Origin of the sequence: Leptospira neocaledonica (assembly GCF_002812205.1) — a bacterium.
Classification (GTDB): Bacteria; Spirochaetota; Leptospiria; order Leptospirales; family Leptospiraceae; genus Leptospira_B; species Leptospira_B neocaledonica.
In genome coordinates this window covers 124,895-143,907 of the sequence record NZ_NPEA01000008.1, presented here as the reverse complement: position 1 = coordinate 143,907, position 19,013 = coordinate 124,895, and the positions used below count along the sequence as shown (strand labels likewise).

Below are 19,013 nucleotides of genomic sequence, written 5' to 3'. Positions count from 1 at the left end.
CTAGAGAGTCTTGGAAAATTCTCCCGGAATGTCAAGTAGTAGAATCTTCTTCTTGTAGTATCTTCGACGGAAATTAGGTTATCGGATCCAAGAGTTTGGTTTCTCTGGGGAGAAGGACATGGATCTCACTCGGAAGTTCCGAAATTCCAGAACAAAGCTTTCTCCATTCTTGTCCAGAGCCGGGAAAAGAAGAAGGGTAGTTTTCTAGAGAATTTTCCCAGCCGGAGAACGTCTCTTGTTTCGAATCGATTTCGGAAAGAATCGGGATAGGACTCCATTTTTGTAATATTTCTAGGACACTCGTTCTTGTTTTCCATCGAGATTCAGGCGTATATCTCGAATTGTATAAGCTTCTTCTACGATCGATGAAAAATCTATCGTATCTTTCGTAACCAGTAGACCTGCAGTGAGTTTTTCCTGCATCTCTCTCGAACCCGAATCCTTTTAATAGAACGGATTCTGCACCTAAGGTTCTGAGTAGAGAGATCGCGAGACCAGCTACATTCAGACTAGGGTTTTCCAATATCGGTGCCCTCGGATAAAATTTGGCTCCTAGGATCTGGTCCAATGGGTGGGTGGAAAGATAGATGATTTTGGGGTTTTTCAGGTCGAAGATCCGACAAGCTCCGCCAAACCAAGTGAAGATTGGAATATTCTCCGGAACATTCTCCGGAAAATGATAGAAAGTACCAAGCCCACTGTCTATAGATAGTACTCCATGAGGTTGGATATCATTTTCTAATAAATATCCAAGTGCAGTGTCTGAACTCAGTAGGAAGAATTTTTCTCGATTCTTTCGAATCCAATCGATCTCCGATTCTAGATTTGGCGAAGCTCCTACAAAACATCCGATCCTTCCGGACTTTGGAGTGATAGAACGGCCCAATATACGATACAAATTCGGATTTTCAGAAGATTTTTTCATATGTTTGAAGAAGTTTCTGACCCAGAGTCTTCCGAATTCCTGCTTCGCGAGTTTGTTTTGAGAAACGGATTCTTTTTTTGAGAAAAAGGAGAGGATCCTATCGCTCAATTCAGGATAACGTCTAGAATAATTCGGATGAATGAAAATTCGCAGATTCTTGGTGGAAGAAGGCATCCAGTCGGATCTATTTAATTTCTCAAACTTCTCCCAGCCGTAATAGATAGGGACCCCACCTAATTTTTCCTTTAGTTCGGCCCCAACTAGGGCTTCTAGTTCGGAAAATGGTTCAAGCAGTAGGATTTTTGTCGTATCTTCGACAGATTTCAAATAAGAAATCGTATGATACCCGCAGCCAACCCCGATGATCACCAGGAATTCGTCTTTTTGTAGGGGGGAAGGAATAGAAAGGGAGATTCTCTCTCCCTCTTTGATTGGATTTTGTGTGGAATGTAGATGAAAGGAGGAATTTTCCTCCTTCAAATTCAGGGAACCGTCGGATTGCCGGACAAGCTGAAAGATTGTTTAATCCTCGTCTTCTTCTTCCTCATCGTCGTCGGAATCATCATCATCTTCCTCTTCTTCATCCTCGTCGTCATCGGAATCATCTTCCTCTTCGTCGTAGGATTCTCCCTCTTCACCATCTTCCATGTCCATAAGAGGTTTCGCAGCTTCTTCTGGAATAAAATCTTCTTCCATATCTTCTTCTGCGATTGGTGCTTGAGGAGCTTCGAATAGTCCGTTGAATTGGGAGTAAGTAGCTCCGTTTCCTTGAGCTTCTGCTTCAGTTATCGCTCTTTCTTCTTTAGTTACGTATTTATACTGAACTTCTTCGTTTGCGAGTGCAAACATCGCCTGGACGGCAAGTTTGCGCCCTTTGATTTTTTTAGGCAATTCGAGTCTGTCGATTCTATCCAGGATTTGGAAGCCGGCTACGGCTCTTTCGTACTTGTTTTTTTTGGCCAGTTCAATCAAAGTTACAATATCGAATTCTGAATTCTGGTTCTGGGTCATTTTGTATTCCTGAGAGGGGATAGAGGCCTTTGAAACTACCATCATTCTCAATTTCTCTTGTCTGTCAATCCCTTATATCTTTCGTTTATTCCTTGAATTCTGGGGAGAATCTTCGATTTTGGTAAACGCCCATGGATTCTCAGGCCAACTCCGATTCCAGGCTTAGTTTTCCCTATCTCAAGGGGATTTTCTTCCGCCTAATCCTTTTATTAATTTCGAGCCTTCTTACTGTTTGTGCTCCATCAGAACAATCCAATCTAGGTGTCCAAGATTTTGAAGGCATCAGTTTGGAAGGGGAAAATATTCGCATTGGCGATATTGCTGCAGATCGTATCGCACTGAATGTGTATGGACCCAATTGTCTTCCCTGTGTTAAGGAAATCCCTGTTTTAAATTATCTGAATGCAGAACTGAAAAAAACTCCACACATCAAGTTATACATGATCGTGGACCCGGATATATTTTTTGATAATCCGGAAGCTCTTTCTACGGAACAAAAAATGAAAGAAGCAGCGGTCCTCATGAAAGAAGAAGTGAAAAAATTCGGGATACAACTTCCGGTGATTATTATGAAACCACCTTTCAAAGTGGATCGTACGGAAGGACTCGTGACAGGAACTCCTGAGACACTTCTGTTCAAAACAAAACCTTTGATCTTATATTATAATTTTATTGGGCCGATCAGCGAAGAGTCTGACCCGAATAAAATTCCTAAAAATATGAAAGTGATCTTCTTTAAAAGAATGGCCGGCCAATCATGAGATGCCTCATCGTTCGGTTCAAGGACTGCGAAGGTCCGGGAACTCTATTAGATTCTTTGCAAGCTAGAAATTATAGGATTACCTATCATAACGCTTATGACGAAAGAGTGCATATCGTTCCGGCCGCTCATCAAATGTTCGATCTTGTTGTATTTTTAGGCGGACCTCAAACGGTTCATGATCATAACCAGCATAAATTTTTTAAACCTTGGCTGGAGCTCGCATCCCACTTGGTATCTATGAAAGACAAGAAGGTGATCGGGATTTGTTTGGGTTCTCAAATTTTAGCAACCGTTTTAGGTGCTAAGGTATATGAAGGGGAGAAGGGGCCGGAAGTAGGATTCTCCGACGTGAAATTGGTAAATCCTTCTCATCCCGCATTTTCTAAATTGAATGGAACTTCTACTTTTCCCGCATTCCATTTGCATGAGGATGTATTCGAGATCCCGAAAGGTGCGGATCATCTATTACAAGGAAGTTTTTATTCTAACCAGATGTTTGGATTTGAGAATCGTGCATTCGGTATCCAATGTCATCTGGAAGTAACAGAGAATATGTTAGGCGTCTGGAAGAATATACATTCTGAGTTTATTAAAAAAGCAGGATGGATTCCCGGACCCGAAACGGAAGATCTTAGGTCTCAGATGGAAAGAGCCGGAAGAGCTCTCTTTGAAGGAATTTTGGATTTATAATATTCTATCCAATGTCCCGAGTTCCCGGGACTATTTATAAGACGAAACGGTTGATGGTGCATACATGATTCAGAAATTACTCAGGGTTTTATTCGGAAGTAAATACGAAAGAGACCTCAAAAGACTCACTCCAATTGTAGTCCAAATCAATTCTTTGGAAGAGTCCATGCGTTCTCTCAGCGATTCTGAACTTTCTTCCCAAACTAGAAAGTTCAGAGAAAGACTCGCTAAGGGAGAAACCTTGGATGATATTCTTCCGGAAGCATTTGCTACCGTAAGAGAAGCTGCCTTAAGAAAATTAGGGATGCGCCATTTCGATGTGCAGATGATGGGAGGAATTTCTCTTCATTGGGGAAATATCTCCGAGATGAAAACCGGAGAAGGTAAGACCCTAACTTCTACCTTGGCAATTTATCTGAACGCACTCGCCGGTAAAGGGGTTCATGTGGTAACAGTGAACGATTACCTGGCAAGAAGGGACGCGAATTGGATGAAACCGATTTACGATTTCTTGGAATTATCCGTTGGGATTATCCAACACGATATGGAGCATGATGATCGTAAGAATGCTTATTCTTCCGACATCACATACGGAACAAATAACGAATACGGATTCGATTATCTGAGAGATAATATGGTCTCTCATATTGATCATAAAGTACAGAGATCTCATTTTTTTGCAATCGTGGACGAGGTGGACTCTATCTTGATCGATGAGGCAAGGACTCCACTCATTATCTCCGGTCCTTCCGACGAATCCACCGACAAATATACTCGCATAGACAAGATCATTCCTAGACTTATCGAAGGTGAGGATTACGAGAAGGATGAGAAGGCCAAAAACACCCTGATGACAGAAAAGGGCGTGGCTCATGTGGAAGAAATCCTTGGGATCGAAAACTTATACGCTCCTCAAAACGTTGACTTAGTTCATCACGTTCACCAGGCATTAAAGGCTCATAAAATTTTCCAGAGAGACGTGGACTATGTGGTCCAAAACGGAGAAGTGATTATAGTAGATGAGTTCACCGGTCGTTTGATGTCTGGTCGAAGGTATTCCGACGGACTTCACCAGGCTTTGGAAGCAAAAGAAGGAGTTCCGATTGCAAGGGAATCGCAAACACTTGCAAGTATTACTTTTCAGAACTATTTCAGATTATATGAAAAACTTTCCGGTATGACTGGAACAGCAGACACTGAGGCGGAAGAATTCCATAAGATCTATAATTTGGATGTGATCGTAATTCCTCCAAATGTTCCTGTTCAAAGAAAGGATGCAGCTGATAGAGTATATCGAACTGAAAAAGAAAAGTTCACTGCTATCTTAAATGAGATCAAGGATTGTAGAGACAAAAAACAACCTGTGCTTGTGGGAACTATCTCTATCGAAAAATCAGAGGTTCTCGCAAGACTTCTTGCTCAAGCTGGAATTGCGCATAACGTATTAAACGCAAAGTTCCACGAAAAAGAGGCAGAAATCATCGCAAACGCGGGAAAACCTGCAGCGGTTACCATCGCTACCAATATGGCGGGAAGAGGAACTGATATCGTTCTAGGTGGGGCTCAGTTATTTAAAGAAAGCCTGGAGTCTTGGAAAGAATCAGATCCTGTAATCAGCGAGTTTAAAGAAGCGGTAGTTCGCGCAGATTTTGAAAGAGCGGAATCTATTTCTCAAAGATTGGACTCTCAGACAAAAAAATCCAAGGCAAACGATATCTTAACCAGTGCTAAAATTTGGAGAAAAAACCACGAAGAAGTTCTGGAAGCAGGTGGTCTTCATATTTTAGGAACCGAAAGGCATGAGGCAAGAAGGATAGATAATCAGCTAAGGGGTCGTTCCGGTCGTCAAGGAGATCCTGGCTCCAGTAGATTTTATCTTTCCCTACAAGACGATCTAATGCGGATTTTCGGATCGGATCGGATCGCAGGCATCATGGAAAGACTTAAGATGCCGGAAGGACAAGAGATCGAGCATCCAATGGTGTCTAACGCAATCGCGAGAGCCCAAAAAAGGGTAGAAGGCCATAACTTCGATATTCGTAAACATCTTCTCGAATACGATGATGTGATGAACCGCCAAAGGATCGTTATCTATAAGATGAGAAACGAGGTCCTGGAAGGTGGAGACGTAACCGGACAGGCAAAAAGTTTCTTAGAAGAAATGATCGAAGGCCAAGTAGTCACCACTTGTGAAGGCGGAAATCCTAACGGTTGGGAATGGGACGTTCTAAAGGAATGGTTCGAAGGTCTCGGACTTCCTTGGAAAGTGAACCAAGACGAAATTAAAAAATCAAAAAATCCTCAACTAGCTATTTTCGATTCTTTGAATAATGCTGCTCAAAGTTTCTACCAAGAAAAAGCGGATCGAATTGGCGGTGATGTTTGGAAACTTTTAGAAAGGAATATCTTCTTAGATATTCTGGATCATCGTTGGAAAGAACATCTATACTCCATGGACCATTTGAGAGAAGGTATCTGGACAGTAGGTTACGGAGAAAAAAATCCTCTTGTAGAATATAAACTACAAGGTTTCCGTTTATTCGATCAAGCAATCGAGAACATGAAATATGAGATCGTTAGCTTCTTACTTCGTGTAGAAGTTACCGAAAAAACTCAGTTGCCTGAAGAGAAAAAAGAGTATAAAAAAGTAGGACAGGAACTAACAGGAGGCTTCCAAGAATTGCAAGGAGCTAAACCTAAAAATCCCGCAGCAGAAGCAATGCCTGTGACTTCCGGAGGCGGAGGTTCTGAAAGGAAGACTAGCCGGAGAAAAAGAAAATGAAGTCCATATACGTATTCACATTTTGTTTATTCTCTTTTTTTCACTGCGCTTATTTTTTCCCTGCATCGAATAAAGAAAATAAGAGTCCGAAACAATTATATTCCGAATGTATGGAGACTTTCGCGGATGATACGAAGTGTAAGGAATTTGTACTCAAATCCATTCCGGATGCAGACATAAGTTTATTGGGACAGAATGCAGACCCGAATGCATTAGAAGCTTCTTCAAACGTTTTTATTCGGTCCGAATTAATCCGATCTTTGATGAGTCAAAATAAACTATTTGTAAAAACGAAACTGGGAGAACCGGACGAGAGAAGGACAGTAAATAGCTGGGCCCCTGGTATGGAAGAATGGCTTTATTATAGGCCCATTTCTAAATTTGCAGAAGGTTCAAGACCGGATAAAGAAATTAAAATTCTATTTTCGAGAGGGGCGGTACTCAAAGTTACTCATACTCCTCCGGATCCTATGCGTTAATATATAATTTAGGTAGTTATTTTATACTAAACGATCTATCTATCTTTTCAGGCTAAAAAATTTCGAAATCTTGACGGAATAACCGTCTATATTCATTTGGCATAATAGTGCGGCGCATACCTTACATTCTGCTGATCTTCTTACAGATTGCTCTGGTAGTCTTTTGTTCTACTTTGGAATGGGTGGATAAAGACCTAGAGAGCCGTGCTATTTCTTTATCCCAAACAAAGAAAAACATTTCCACCGCCCTTGAATCTGATCTAACGGACTCCGAAGGACTTGTTTACACACAAGCAAGAGAAAGAGACAGCAGGCTTGCTGACTTTATTGCGGATGCATCATCCAGCTATCCTTGGACTCCACCTACATTTGATTCTAAGATCGTATTTGTAAGCGGCCAATACAGATCGGACCGACTTCTCCATTTTTCTCTAACAAATCTCCCTCCACCTAGCCTGTCTTAATCGGTTTTATATTACTTCGGAACGGTTTTCGCGCCATAGGTCTATTGGCATCGTTCCATAGGGGAGTCTTGCATAAGCAAAAGCTATCTTCAGGGATAACTTCGTACAACTATGAATAAAAAGATACTAACGTTTCTAATTTTGGTCTGGGCGACGAATCAGACCGTTTCTCAGCCGGATTCGACCCCGAGTGGTGCTCCCGGGATCGGTGAAACTTTGTATACGGATGCAAAGATCGCGGCGGCTTCGGGAGATCAGGAAAGGACACAAGTTCATTTGGAACTTGCCAAAGCGGAAGAACTGCTTTGGAAGAATAACCTTCTATTACTTGCTTCTAAATTTAATATCGACGCGAGAAAAGCGGGTATAGAACAAGCAGGTCTCTATGCGAACCCGAATATTTTCGTGGATCAGAGTATTTTTGCGGAGCCTACACAACGTTATTTCGATTTTACAAGATCGGGACAAACTGTGGTGCAGATCCAACAAGTATTTTTACTTGGTGGTAAGATAGACAAACGTGTTCGTGTAGCAGAGTTAAGTGCTAAGATGAGCGAGCAGGAGTTTTACGATCTTGCAAGAGCGCTGATCACTAAACTCCGTAGGACCTTCTACTTTATTCATTATTATAGAGACGCGATTGCCTTTTACGACAAAAGTCTGATCGCCTTGGAAAAAACCGTAAATTCAGCGGAACTCGCCCATAAAAGAAGAGCGGTTCTTCAGTCTGAAGTTTTACGTTTAAAAGCACTTCTATTCTTTTTAAGAAAAGAAAGAGAAGATCTTAGGATTAAAGTCCTGGAGAAGGAAGCGGATCTAAGAGTTTTACTCAACGAAGACACATATAAAAATCAAGCTGTAGCAATCGTTCCTGTTTTAGATCTGGACTTCGTGGAAAAAGCATCCATGGAAGGATTAAAATTAGATAATATGCTTGCTAAGGCCAGGGAATACAGACCTGACCTGAAAAAGGCAGTCCAAGCATTAAGATACGAAGAAGCTAACCTGGAATTACAACATGCAAATGCAATTCCTGATCTTGCGTTCGGTCCGATGTACAACAGAGGAGGAACGGCCTTCCAAAACTATTGGGGGATTACTGCTCAGTTGAATATTCCAATTTTCGATAGGAACCAAGGGAATATCAAGGCTGCCGAAAAATCCATCCAAGTCAGAAAACAAGAATTGAAAAACCTGATCTTGGAAGTGGAGAACGATGTAAGCGTTGCCTTGGCAACTGCTAAAGCAAAAGACGATCTCTACAGAAAATTCAGAAATACTTATACTAAGGACTACGCTGATTTAGCGGAGGATATGATCCTTAGTTACGAAAAACGTTATATATCCATTTTAGAATTCGCCGACTTCTTCGAAACATACAGATCTAGTATCGTGGAAATGTTACGCCTCCAAACAGACAGGATGGAAGCGATCGAAGGAGTAAATTACTCGGTCGGAACGGGGCTGATAGTCCCAAGTTACAAATCCAACGGAGAATCCGGTGGTGCTAAGGAAGGGGGCTCGAAATGATTCCATCATCTAACAAACTTAGAATTTTATTAATCGTTCTGGTGGCGGCTATTTCCGTTTCCATCGTTTCTTTTACGTTAAACAAAGGTGGGAAGAAGACTCCGCCTCGACCTCAAAAGGCAATTGTCCATGATCATGGTGAAAGGATCGAGTTTAAAGAAAATAGTCCTGGCCTCGAGATCATTAGAAGTGCAGAGATCGGCAAACCTGGAGAATTTGTAACTGTAGAAGCTCCTGCGAGATTGATTGCCACTACATCTCCTTCCGTATCCGACTCTGAACAAATCGTATTATTTGAATCTGCGGAATTGAACGACCTATATGTCGGCTATGTTCATGCTAAGAATAGTCTGAATAGATCCCGTAAAAATTTAGATCGTATCAAGGATATGTTCAAACATAGAGTAGCGACTGAAAAAGATCTGATCGAAGCAGAGACTGAAGTAAACAACGACGAGGCCGAATTCGCGGAGTTTGAAGGAAAATTGAGGGCAGTCGGTTTAAACCCTGCAATGATCAAAAAAGCGGCCGGTCAAACAGCTTGGATTATTTCTGACGTTCCAGAATCCCAACTTTCCAGTCTGCAAAAAGGGAAAAGGGTTAAGGTGGTGTTCAACTCCTTCCCGAACCAGGAATGGGCCGGAACTGCCGAAGCATTGGGAGATAACGTGGATCCTTTTACTAGAACTGTAAAAGTCAGGATCGCGATCAAAAACGAAGGTTATAGATTAAAACCTGGAATGTTTGCAACCGTAAGATTCCCAGAAGAAACAGGAAGCGATTCGGTTGTTATTCCTTTCAATTCTGTAGTAACTGTAGAAAGCAAAAATTACGTTTTCGTAGAAGAAACTCCTCATGAATTTTTCAGAAGAGAAGTTGTGCTCGGGATTTCCACAAGAGAAAGAGTGAACGTTCTGGAAGGTTTGACCAAAGGTGACAAGGTGGTTGTAGAAGGGGCCATTCTCTTGAAAGGACTTAGTTTCGGATTTTAATCTCTATGAAAAGAATACTAAGTTTTATTATTATAATATTCTTATTTTCTTTTGTTTCTTCCGTTTATTCGGAGGAAAAGAAGAAGGATTATAAGAGTGAGGATATTTCTCCCGAATGGTCTCCAGATGCCGATCGTAAGACCAAATTCGGAGAGGAAGAGAAAGACGAGCTTACTCAGAAAGCTCTTCCTAAATCTACGAACTTCTTCGTTTACGGGGCGAGTATAGGTTCTCCCGGAAGTATTAACTTTAATTTGGGATATTATTATAAAGATATCGTAATACGCGGGTCCGGCGGTCATTGGGGACCTCATTGGTGGGGATGGCAGGCGGATCTAGGTTTTAGTTTTTGGAAAACTTCCGTTATTGCACATAGCGTTTCTGTAGTAATAGGGCAATTCCAAGTAGATCCTTTTGCTCCTGAGTTAGGACGAGGCGGACAAACTTCTTATCCTACTGGCAGCGATTTTCCAGGATACCAACATAGGAATCCTACATTTGAAGATCTGATCATTCGCTCTTATATAGCTGAGCAGAATCCGAATTTAGCCACCTTCCTGGAATATGAGAGTAGAGACAAACAGAAGGTAACTTTAAACCAAAGATATGTAGGACTTACATATGATTTCCTTCTCGGAAATTTCTTTCTACAAGTTGGGGGAGGAGTAGGAAGTGGAGATTACAAAAATCCACAGCTTCTCATTCAATTAGGTTACTTCTTTGATACGAGGTCATACTAATGATAGATAAACTCATAGAGTCCGTACTCAAGTTTAGGGTTCCCACTATTATCGCTTCAGCTTTTGTAGCGGTTTTAGGAGTTTGGGCTTGGACAGATATTCGAAAAGAAGCCTACTCGGATATCGCGGATACTCAAGTCCGTTTGATTGCAAAATTTCCGGGAAAAGCTGCTGTTGAAGTAGAAGAAAGAGTAACTCTTCCTATCGAAAGAGTATTGAATGCGATTCCCAAAGTAGCTGTACGTCGTTCCAGAACTATCAATGGTCTTGTAGTATTCCAATTCGTTTTCGAAGACGGGACAGACGATTATTTTGCGAGGATGCGACTTATGGAACGGGTCGCGGATGCGGATATTCCGGAGGAAGTCCAACCAGCTCTAGGACCTATGAGTTCTCCTGTAGGAGAAATTTTCAGGTATGTAGTCGAATCATCCGGGAATCACACTCAAATGGAATTAAGAACGATCCAAGACTGGATTGTTATGCCAAAGATGTTATCTATTCCTGGAATCGCGGACGTGGTTACATTCGGAGGTTTGCCTAAACAATTTCATATAGTAACTTCTCCCGATAAATTAGTACGTTATAAACTTACGATAAACGATGTAATCCAAGCGGTTCAGGTGAATAACTTAAATACTGGCGGGAATCTTCTTTTACAAGGTGAGCAAGGTTTTCCTATCCGTTCTTTGGGCGCAATACGAGAAGCTGAACATATAGAAAATATCGTAGTAAAAACAGTGAACGGAGTCCCCGTATTTGTTCGGGACCTGGCTACAGTGGAAATTTCTCACCCTATTCCGAGTGGGGTCTTAGGTTACACTGTTCGTATAGATAATCAGGTCATGGATATAGATTCTTCCGTTCAGGGACTCGTGGCCATGCGTCGATGGGGGGATCCCAATGAGATGGGAGATCGGATTCGTGCAAAAGTAAAAGAAATTAATGAGAATTATCTTCCTGAAGGGGTACAACTCAGGACAACCTATGACAGGAGTGATCTTGTAAATTATACGTTACGCACCATTGGAAGAACTCTTTTAGAAGGAGTGATGGTCGTAAGCTTGGTACTAATCTTCTTCATCGGAAGTGCAAAGGCTTCTCTTGTAGTAGTGGCAACCATTCCTTTCGCCTTATTATTCGCCTTTCTTCTCATGAATATAACCGGGATCCCAGCAAGTTTATTGTCCTTGGGGGCTATCGACTTCGGGATCGTTGTAGATGGTGCCGTGATCATGGTAGAGAATATCATGAGAAGATATAGGGACGCCACTCCTAGTGATAAAAGTAAGGGAATCATCAAACTTACAGCCGAGTCCGGCTCCGAGGTCGGGACTGAAATTTTATTTTCCATTCTGATCATCATACTTGCGTATTTGCCTATTTTTTCATTCGAACGTATTGAAGGTCGTCTGTTTAAACCTATGGCTTTCACCATCTCCTTCGCGATCTTCGGAGCTTTAATTTTCTCTATGACTGTTGTACCGGTTTTGATGACTTTTATGTTCCGCAAATATTTCGAATCGGAAAAACCTGGACCGATCGCTTGGCATAACCCGGTTTATGGATGGATCGAAGAACGTTATAAAACCTTAATAGATTATTTAGTAGAAAGATCTAGAAGGGTAGTCATCGGTGCTTTTACCGTTGTGATCATACTTTTGGGGATAGGCGGATATAAGCTTGGGACCGAGTTCCTCCCTGAGATGGACGAAGGTGGATTTAACCTAAGGATCTTTTTCCCTGTAGGAATTTCTCTCCCTGAAGCTCGTAAATTTATGCCTAAAATTCGGGAGACGATCTATAAAAATGAACAGGTAAGCGTTGTACTTTCTCAGTTAGGAAGAAACGACGATGGAACGGATCCTCTTCCTCCGAACAGATTGGAAGTTCTCGTAAGTTTGAAAGATTACGACGATTGGAAGGAAAGGATCACCAAACAGGAACTTCTCCTTAGAATGAAAAACGATCTGGAGGCTACTCTTCCCGGTGCAAGGATCAGTTTCTCTCAACCGATCATGGATAACTTGTCGGAAGCGATTATGGGTACCATTGCGGACCTTGCGGTATTCGTATCCGGCCAAGACTTAAAAGTGATGCGTAAACTTGCGGAAGAAATCCTAGATATTGTAAAGGATATGCCAGGAGCGAGCGAATTCGGAATAGAGCAAGAGGCGGATAGTCCACAGTTAACTGTTCGAATTGATAGGGAAGCAGCGGCCCGTTATGGGATCAATGTAAGCGATATCCAACAGATGGTAGAAGCTGCCATCGGAATGCAAAGGATCAGCACCTTGTATGAGGGACCTTCCGATATTCCTCCAAAAACACCTGCTCGATTCGGAATCGTAGTTCGATTTTCCAAGGATTACAGAGCTTCTAAAAGAGCGATAGAGGCGATGCCGATCATTTCTCCTAAGGGAGAAAGGGTGCCTCTTTCTCAATTAGCGAAGATCACATTAGAAGACGGACCTACTATGATCTTTCGCCAGGAAGGTAGAAGGACCATTACCGTAAGAACAAACGTAAGAGGTCGAGACCAAGGTGGTTTCGTGAACGAACTTCGTAAAAAAGTGCAGCAGAAAATAAAACTTCCGGAAGGATACGAGGTTCGTTACGGCGGACAGTATGAGAACCTTGCTCGGGTAGGTAAAAAACTAGCGATCGTTATTCCTGTAACTATTGCGATCATTTTTGGAGTATTGTTCTTACTTTATAGAAATTTAAAATATGTATATGTGGCTTTAGCCTGTTTGCCTCTCTCCTTAGTGGGAGGAATGTATGCGCTTCTATTTAGAGGGTATTATTTTAACGTATCCAGTGGGGTAGGTTTTATCTCCTTATTCGGGATTGCTACCATGTCGGGAGTACTTTTTGTTTCCAGGACAAATCATCTTTTGAGAGACGAGCCGACTTTAACCACGAAAGAAGCAGTAACACAAGCAGCTGTGATTCAATTGCGACCAATGCTAATGACGATGTTACTCGCTTTACTCGGACTAATTCCAGCTACCTTGGCGTCCGGAGTCGGTTCGGATGTTCAGAGGCCTTTGGCTACGGTAATCGTAGGAGGCTTATTCTCCGCCTTATTCCTGGTACTGACGGTTCTGCCTTCTCTATATTTAGTCTTAGTGGGAGATAGAAAACATGAGGCCGCGGGAGCAGAAACATTCGAACTTCATCCGGAAGCATACGTTTCGCTATATGATGAAGAGGATATTCAAGACGCTCCTCCGGCACATAGGAACGGAAGTAAGAAGGTAAAGAAAAAAGCCCTTACCAAAAAGAAACGTTAATTCATAATTTAAATCGACTGATCTAAAGGCCGCTGTTCACGCGGCCTTTTTTATTTTCTTTTCGTGAATCATGAAAACAGAATTGACTCTAATCGACTAAACGATATGCACTTTACCAAAATATAGATACAGGTGATGACCATGAATGTACCCGAAAAAATTTTGATTCTAACCGGAGTTTTAAATTTAGCATACGGAAGTTTGACAGGATTTGCATATGCATTCGCTAGAATGAAAGCAGAATTCCCTTCCAGATACTTGCAGGCTGCGCATATCGGACCATTGATGCAAGGCGCTATGATCCTTGGTTTAGTATTTGCGTTTCAACTTGCTCCTCTTTCGGAAACGACTGCTTTAGTCGGGGCGATCTCTTTTGCCGTTTCTTCTGGATTTATCGCTTTAAAAGACACTGTAGACTGGCTCCAGGGGATCAAAGACGAATTTAAGGAAAATCCTCCTCTTGGAAAGATCCTAGGTGGAATAGGTGTCACCGCGAATCTAGTTGGGATAGGCATTATCGTTTATGGAGTTTTAGTAGCATAATAGCTAAGGCAGAAGGGCAGGGCTTTAAAAGGGATCTGTTATCCGACGTATAAATCATAAAAATCTATCTACAGGACCAACAATTTCTTAGATAGATTTTTGAAATTTCGAATCAAAAAATCCCTTCTACCTCGAAATTTTTTTCAGGTTTTTTCACTCTAAAAATCTTAAGAGGGTCTTGAAGATGAGCGAACATTTAAAGGCAAAACTGAAAAAAGCGGATACAGGCTTTTGGAAAAAAACTTTTAGATCCTGTTGGAATATCCTTCCTCATTCTTTTAGAAGACAATTGGTTGCCATGTCAGGGCAATCCGATTTAGACTTCTGAGAGTTACCCTTCTTCTTTCCTGATTTCGATTTTTTCCATTTTCTATAAAGATAAAAAAAGAGCGCCCGGTTCGGACGCTCTTTTTTTCTAAAGATCGTTATCTAAGCTGGATTAGAACTTAGCTACGATACCTAAGGTTAAACCGTATTGATCTTTACTTTTTTCACCGGATGAGTTCACGAATTGATATCCGTTCGCCCAGTCTCTTCTCATATCAAGCTTGATCAAAAGATTTTCAGTGAAGTTCCAAACTGGAGTCACAGTAAAGGTCTTATAAGAACCATAATGTGTTGCTCCGTAGTTGGTATAATCTTTCGGTTTCAAGATCTGTAATACTTCATTGTCGCTTAGCCCAGCAAGAGCAGGAGTAGAAGCTTTAACAGCTGCTGCTAAAGCCGCGTCTTCCTGTTGTTGAGATTGGCTCAAGTAAGCATTTGCATTTCTGAAAGGGTTGAAAGTAGTCAACTGAGTGTTGTATTTACTATCGTCGATGTACTCGAAACGGAAGTTAACTCCCCACTCTTCATTAATTTTAACCTTAATCCAGGATCCGTAAGCTTTATAGGAAGCTTTAGTATTACTAGTATTTACAGCACCACCTAAAATTTTCTCGATAGTGTACGGGTCTGATCCGTCAGCGTTTGCAGCAGCAGCTTCTTTGTTTCCTGCAACAGCATTATTAACTGCAAATCCTCCAGCTTTTTCACTCCAAGTATAGTCTAAGTCGATTGTAATTCTTTCATGCGGGGTGATCGAAATGATCGCATGGTTCATGAACCAGTAGTCTTTATTGTACTTAGCTCTTGGAGCGTAGTTAGCTATGTTAGCACCTTCTCCAACGGAAGTCAGATAGTAACCTTCCCATGGATTAATTACACCTTGGCTTCCATCTTGAGAGTACAATGTGTTCCAGGTAATGGAAAGTTTATCTTCGATAATCTGTCCTTTTAACTGAGTTCCAACCGCTTTATGCTGAGTAGCTCCTTCTACGAAGGTATTTTTTCCTGATGTGGTCAAATTTGCTTCGGTAGGAGATAAATAACCAGTACCACCACCACTGTTGTACAGATAAAAGGTTCCAGCCCATTTGTCTGTAAATTGTGTGGTTAAGCGAGCACCGGTATGAATGAACGGGATCGTGTTTTGGAAGATGGCCCCTATCGAGTAGTTAGGGTTACCCATTGACTCGATCACCTCATATCCAATATGAGTTGCCATCTTTCCTATATCCAGTGTCATCCCTTTCAATACAGGGAAATACATACTGATGTATGCTTGCTTTAATAGGTTGTAGTTATATACACCGTTAACAGTGCTATAAAGACCTTCTTGGTACGGGTTATTCAAACCGTTTTGGAAATCCACTCGGAATCCCCAAGGGCTTCCCTTCTCGGCAGTTTTCTGAACCGCTAAGGCAGCTGCGTTCACTGCGAAGTTCTTGTTGTTGGTCTCGAAAGCTCTGGTAGAATCGATATCATTTCCTTGTAACGGGTTGTTGTTGTACATGTAGTACACATCCACGAATCCGGAAAAATCCACCGCGTCGTACCATTTCTTTTCTACTGGCTCGGCTTTTACCGCCGCAGCCGGAGCTGCCTTCGGGTCCGGTGTATCCTTTTTCGGTTGGGCAAAAACCGAAGAGGCGGTCACCAGAGTAAAGGTAGCAATGAGGTTGACTGTTTTTTTTCTCATCATTCTCCTAAATCTCCTATGCTCCTAACTATGCAACTAGCGTGCCAATACGATAAAAATAGGCAAAGAGACTAAATAAGGCTTAAAAACGATTCTAAATCCAATATTTGATGTTTAGAGTTTATATATATTTCGGGCTATTTTTTCTATATCGGCATAGTGCTTAAAAAATAAGCATAAGTTTGGATGCTGAAAGACTAGGCAAAGTAGAAGATATTTTGAATGAGGCGAGGTTTTGGCAGGGAAAATTGAGGTGGGTCTTGTAGTAACTTCGACCGTTATCTTAATTTACAAAGATTTACGGATCAGTTCCAGAAGAAGTTTCTCTGAATTTAGATTCGGATCTTGGAGCACGGAAAGTAAGGAAGAGCGTAGTACTTCTCCTAGTTTGGGCGCTGGAAGGTCCGGAAATTTCTCCCGGATTAGATTTCCATCTATGACCAGATCAGAGAGCAGAAGTGGAGGATTCTTCGTCCATTCTTGTTCCGCTTGAGTGAGCCAAAATGCTTCTTCGGTTAAAAAAGCGGACCAAAGTTGTGAAAGTTCTAAACACCAATCCCAAAGTTCTTTTTTGCCTGCATATTGTGCGACCGGATGAAGTAAGTGGGTACGGAGTCCTGCTGAAGTTTTTAATCCTTCTCTTTGCTGGATGAGCAAAAACAAGGTTTTTACAAGAAACTGAGAATCTTTTGTCCTTTGGTTGGAAAATCTAAGTTCTTTAAAAAATACATTCGAGTCGCCGAGCCATGTTTGTTCCGAAAAACAAGAAGTTAGGAAATAGGCCAGTTTTACTTTTTCAGTCGTTTGGACTAATTTGGAAAATCCGTTTTTATGTTTTTCCCAGTCTGCCGAATACAATTTTGTTTTGGTGAATAATTCTAAAGTTTTATATTTTCTTAATAGATCTAATCCTCCGATTGGATTTTTACTTTTGAGTATTTTTAAAAATTCATCATGTATTCTTTCCGGGGAAACCTTCGCTGTGACTAATTTGCATGTTTCTATCGCATTTGCAGTTTCCGGATGGATTTTAAATCCGAGCGTGGAAACGAATCGAATTGCTCTAACCGGCCTAAGTCCGTCTTCCGTAAATCTGGAGACCGGATTTCCGATGGTCTTAATTAAAGAATTTTGAATGTCTTCTAATCCGGAATGTTCATCTACTAAGATCTTCTTTTGAAGATCCAAGGCAAGGGCGTTCATGGTGAAGTCCCTCCTTTTTAGATCTTCGCTTAGGCTTACGCCGAATTGTACTGTCTCAGGTCGTCTTCCGTCTATATAGTCTTCGTCTTTTCTGAATGTAGTTAATTCGTATGATCTATCTTGAAATAATACTGTGATGGTTCCATGTTTGATCCCGGTAGGGACAGTTCTTTTGAAAATTTTCTGCACTTCTTCCGGTGAAACGGAAACTGCAAGATCGTATTCATGAGGCACTTTGTTTAAGATCAGGTCGCGGACACTTCCCCCAACTACGTATGCTTCTCCTCCGTGATTTCGTATGGTACTACTGATCTCTAATAGATCCTCTAGAAAAGGAGAAGGGATTTGTGAGATGAGTTGTTTCGGATCAGGGTTCATCATTCCTGGACGATCTTCTTCCAAATCGGTAGATAACGGTCTTTGAGCGCAGGATTCTTAGAAAAAATCTCTTCTACCTGCTTTTTGGTTTTTTCGTCTACAGAAACTCTTAAGAAGGGAAGGTCTGCTTGTTGGGAAAGGATTTGATCTATTCTTCTTCCTGTTTCATCCCAAGCCGTATTGCAGATCTCCTTGTATTCTTCGTCAGCATGTTCGTTACAGAGGATTGCAAGTTCTAAATACTTTCCTTCTTTTTGTAGTTCTTTCATTTTGTCCAAGATACTGGCCTTACAGGTTTGGAATAAGAGTAGGAACAGAATTAGGATTTTCGTACGGCCCATGCATGGAATTTTTCAAGAGGAATCCCAAGAGGAAAACCTTTTTTTTCGCAGGGAGTTCACGGAGCCCAAAGAGTATCAGGTGTTTGAACTCTAACAAGGAGGTCAGTTTAAGATTCAAAAGCTAGATTGGCTAGTTTATCTGCTCTTTTATTTTTCTCCCTGGGGACATGATGGATAGAGAACAGTTTGAGTTTAGAAGTGAGGCCTTTGACTTTTTCTTTAGAAACTTGCAGGTGAGGGGATTTGACCTTATATTCCCCTTTCAGTTGTTTTACTACTAATTCGGAGTCTAGATATGCCGTAACCTCGTCCGCATCTTGGGAGAGGCAATATTCTATACCAGCTTCCAGTGCCGCCCATTCGGCCACATTATTGGTTCCGTCGGAGATCCTACGTGAGATGGAGTGGACTTCCGTGTCTCCTTCGTAAATCGCCACCCCAATCGAAGAAGGTCCCGGATTTCCTTTAGAAGCACCGTCGCAGTATATTTTGAACTTTTTCACCGGTCTATTCTTGGTTTTTAGATCCGAAAACGAATTGTAAAGGTCTCCAGAAAATTAGATATCCGATCAGGATGAGAAAGGATACTAAAAAGGAGAGTATACCTAAAACCAAAAATTGGAAGGTCCGATACAAATGATCGAAAATATGAGGGAAGAATAATCCACCAATCAAGCAGAAAAGTCCGGCTCCTAATAAGGCGAATAAAACGAAAGGTAGGGATAAAAAATAAAAAAGATAGCTGAGAATCGTAAATCCGAAAGCCAATCTATAAGCGTTCCAACGTGCCGGATGATCCATCATTAAACCAAATACCATCAATAGTCCTATCCTTCGGAGGCTTTGGTTTGGCAAT

At 41.5% G+C, this 19,013-nt stretch carries 18 protein-coding genes; 11 read left to right on the top strand and 7 right to left on the bottom strand.

Features of this window, described 5'->3' with window-relative positions:
• Positions 1 to 73 precede the first annotated feature (73 nt).
• Both CH365_RS15210 and CH365_RS15205 read right to left on the bottom strand, forming a co-directional pair.
• Positions 74 to 1,405: a 6-hydroxymethylpterin diphosphokinase MptE-like protein gene (locus CH365_RS15210; RefSeq protein WP_100769419.1), complete on the bottom strand. Its 1,332-nt coding sequence runs from the start codon at positions 1,403 to 1,405 to the stop codon at positions 74 to 76.
• A 42-nt stretch (positions 1,406 to 1,447) separates the two neighbouring features.
• A complete protein-coding gene (locus CH365_RS15205) occupies positions 1,448 to 1,936 on the bottom strand; it encodes a DNA primase (RefSeq protein WP_165782618.1) in 489 nt (162 codons plus the stop codon).
• 131 nt (positions 1,937 to 2,067) lie between these two features.
• Between CH365_RS15205 and CH365_RS15200 the strand changes: the two genes are divergently transcribed.
• The 11 genes from CH365_RS15200 to CH365_RS20020 all read left to right on the top strand — a co-directional run bounded on the left by CH365_RS15200 (position 2,068) and on the right by CH365_RS20020 (position 14,543).
• A complete protein-coding gene (locus CH365_RS15200) occupies positions 2,068 to 2,697 on the top strand; it encodes a TlpA family protein disulfide reductase (protein ID WP_100769417.1) in 630 nt (209 codons plus the stop codon).
• On the top strand, positions 2,694 to 3,389 hold the full coding sequence (locus CH365_RS15195) for a type 1 glutamine amidotransferase (protein ID WP_100769416.1): 696 nt from the start codon (positions 2,694 to 2,696) through the stop codon (positions 3,387 to 3,389). Before CH365_RS15200 ends, CH365_RS15195 begins: the two co-directional genes overlap by 4 nt.
• A 64-nt stretch (positions 3,390 to 3,453) precedes the next feature.
• On the top strand, positions 3,454 to 6,171 hold the full coding sequence (gene secA / locus CH365_RS15190; protein ID WP_100769415.1) for a preprotein translocase subunit SecA: 2,718 nt from the start codon (positions 3,454 to 3,456) through the stop codon (positions 6,169 to 6,171).
• On the top strand, positions 6,168 to 6,650 hold the full coding sequence (locus CH365_RS15185; RefSeq protein ID WP_100769414.1) for a hypothetical protein: 483 nt from the start codon (positions 6,168 to 6,170) through the stop codon (positions 6,648 to 6,650). Before secA ends, CH365_RS15185 begins: the two co-directional genes overlap by 4 nt.
• 107 nt (positions 6,651 to 6,757) lie before the next feature.
• Positions 6,758 to 7,114: a hypothetical protein gene (locus tag CH365_RS15180; protein ID WP_244283224.1), complete on the top strand. Its 357-nt coding sequence runs from the start codon at positions 6,758 to 6,760 to the stop codon at positions 7,112 to 7,114.
• A 111-nt stretch (positions 7,115 to 7,225) separates the two neighbouring features.
• Complete coding sequence (locus tag CH365_RS15175; protein ID WP_100769413.1) at positions 7,226 to 8,644, top strand: TolC family protein; 1,419 nt, start codon at positions 7,226 to 7,228, stop codon at positions 8,642 to 8,644.
• Positions 8,641 to 9,636: an efflux RND transporter periplasmic adaptor subunit gene (locus CH365_RS15170; protein WP_100769412.1), complete on the top strand. Its 996-nt coding sequence runs from the start codon at positions 8,641 to 8,643 to the stop codon at positions 9,634 to 9,636. The genes CH365_RS15175 and CH365_RS15170 overlap by 4 nt, the downstream gene beginning before the upstream one ends.
• Positions 9,637 to 9,641: 5 nt before the next feature.
• Positions 9,642 to 10,376, top strand: a complete 735-nt coding sequence (locus tag CH365_RS15165; protein WP_100769411.1) for a hypothetical protein — start codon at positions 9,642 to 9,644, stop codon at positions 10,374 to 10,376.
• On the top strand, positions 10,376 to 13,672 hold the full coding sequence (locus CH365_RS15160; protein WP_100769410.1) for an efflux RND transporter permease subunit: 3,297 nt from the start codon (positions 10,376 to 10,378) through the stop codon (positions 13,670 to 13,672). Before CH365_RS15165 ends, CH365_RS15160 begins: the two co-directional genes overlap by 1 nt.
• Positions 13,673 to 13,813: 141 nt before the next feature.
• Positions 13,814 to 14,215, top strand: coding sequence for a hypothetical protein (locus tag CH365_RS15155; protein ID WP_100769409.1), 402 nt, complete (start codon positions 13,814 to 13,816; stop codon positions 14,213 to 14,215).
• A gap of 184 nt (positions 14,216 to 14,399) precedes the next feature.
• Positions 14,400 to 14,543: a hypothetical protein gene (locus tag CH365_RS20020; RefSeq protein WP_165782617.1), complete on the top strand. Its 144-nt coding sequence runs from the start codon at positions 14,400 to 14,402 to the stop codon at positions 14,541 to 14,543.
• 111 nt (positions 14,544 to 14,654) lie between these two features.
• On the opposite strand, the gene CH365_RS15150 is transcribed toward CH365_RS20020, so the two are convergent.
• The 5 genes from CH365_RS15150 to CH365_RS15130 all read right to left on the bottom strand — a co-directional run bounded on the left by CH365_RS15150 (position 14,655) and on the right by CH365_RS15130 (position 18,976).
• Positions 14,655 to 16,235: an outer membrane beta-barrel protein gene (locus CH365_RS15150; RefSeq protein ID WP_100769408.1), complete on the bottom strand. Its 1,581-nt coding sequence runs from the start codon at positions 16,233 to 16,235 to the stop codon at positions 14,655 to 14,657.
• Positions 16,236 to 16,523: 288 nt separating this feature from the next.
• Entirely contained in the window at positions 16,524 to 17,819 is a 1,296-nt protein-coding gene (locus CH365_RS15145; protein ID WP_100769407.1) for a CCA tRNA nucleotidyltransferase, read from the bottom strand.
• Positions 17,816 to 18,157 carry a hypothetical protein gene (locus CH365_RS15140; RefSeq protein ID WP_100769406.1) on the bottom strand — a complete coding sequence of 114 codons (342 nt, stop codon included), beginning with the start codon at positions 18,155 to 18,157 and terminating at the stop codon, positions 17,816 to 17,818. Before CH365_RS15140 ends, CH365_RS15145 begins: the two co-directional genes overlap by 4 nt.
• 107 nt (positions 18,158 to 18,264) lie before the next feature.
• A complete protein-coding gene (locus CH365_RS15135) occupies positions 18,265 to 18,660 on the bottom strand; it encodes a ribonuclease HI family protein (RefSeq protein WP_100769405.1) in 396 nt (131 codons plus the stop codon).
• 4 nt (positions 18,661 to 18,664) lie between these two features.
• Positions 18,665 to 18,976 carry a hypothetical protein gene (locus tag CH365_RS15130; protein WP_100769404.1) on the bottom strand — a complete coding sequence of 104 codons (312 nt, stop codon included), beginning with the start codon at positions 18,974 to 18,976 and terminating at the stop codon, positions 18,665 to 18,667.
• Positions 18,977 to 19,013: the final 37 nt, after the last annotated feature.

Coding starts and splice junctions, on each gene's coding strand:
- CH365_RS15205 (WP_165782618.1), bottom strand. CDS start 1,936: ATGACCCAGAACCAGAATTCAGAATTCGATATTGTAACTTTGATTGAA.
- CH365_RS15200 (WP_100769417.1), top strand. CDS start 2,068: ATGGATTCTCAGGCCAACTCCGATTCCAGGCTTAGTTTTCCCTATCTC.
- CH365_RS15195 (WP_100769416.1), top strand. CDS start 2,694: ATGAGATGCCTCATCGTTCGGTTCAAGGACTGCGAAGGTCCGGGAACT.
- secA (WP_100769415.1), top strand. CDS start 3,454: ATGATTCAGAAATTACTCAGGGTTTTATTCGGAAGTAAATACGAAAGA.
- CH365_RS15185 (WP_100769414.1), top strand. CDS start 6,168: ATGAAGTCCATATACGTATTCACATTTTGTTTATTCTCTTTTTTTCAC.
- CH365_RS15175 (WP_100769413.1), top strand. CDS start 7,226: ATGAATAAAAAGATACTAACGTTTCTAATTTTGGTCTGGGCGACGAAT.
- CH365_RS15170 (WP_100769412.1), top strand. CDS start 8,641: ATGATTCCATCATCTAACAAACTTAGAATTTTATTAATCGTTCTGGTG.
- CH365_RS15165 (WP_100769411.1), top strand. CDS start 9,642: ATGAAAAGAATACTAAGTTTTATTATTATAATATTCTTATTTTCTTTT.
- CH365_RS15160 (WP_100769410.1), top strand. CDS start 10,376: ATGATAGATAAACTCATAGAGTCCGTACTCAAGTTTAGGGTTCCCACT.
- CH365_RS15155 (WP_100769409.1), top strand. CDS start 13,814: ATGAATGTACCCGAAAAAATTTTGATTCTAACCGGAGTTTTAAATTTA.
- CH365_RS20020 (WP_165782617.1), top strand. CDS start 14,400: ATGAGCGAACATTTAAAGGCAAAACTGAAAAAAGCGGATACAGGCTTT.
- CH365_RS15150 (WP_100769408.1), bottom strand. CDS start 16,235: ATGAGAAAAAAAACAGTCAACCTCATTGCTACCTTTACTCTGGTGACC.
- CH365_RS15145 (WP_100769407.1), bottom strand. CDS start 17,819: ATGATGAACCCTGATCCGAAACAACTCATCTCACAAATCCCTTCTCCT.
- CH365_RS15140 (WP_100769406.1), bottom strand. CDS start 18,157: ATGGGCCGTACGAAAATCCTAATTCTGTTCCTACTCTTATTCCAAACC.
- CH365_RS15130 (WP_100769404.1), bottom strand. CDS start 18,976: ATGGTATTTGGTTTAATGATGGATCATCCGGCACGTTGGAACGCTTAT.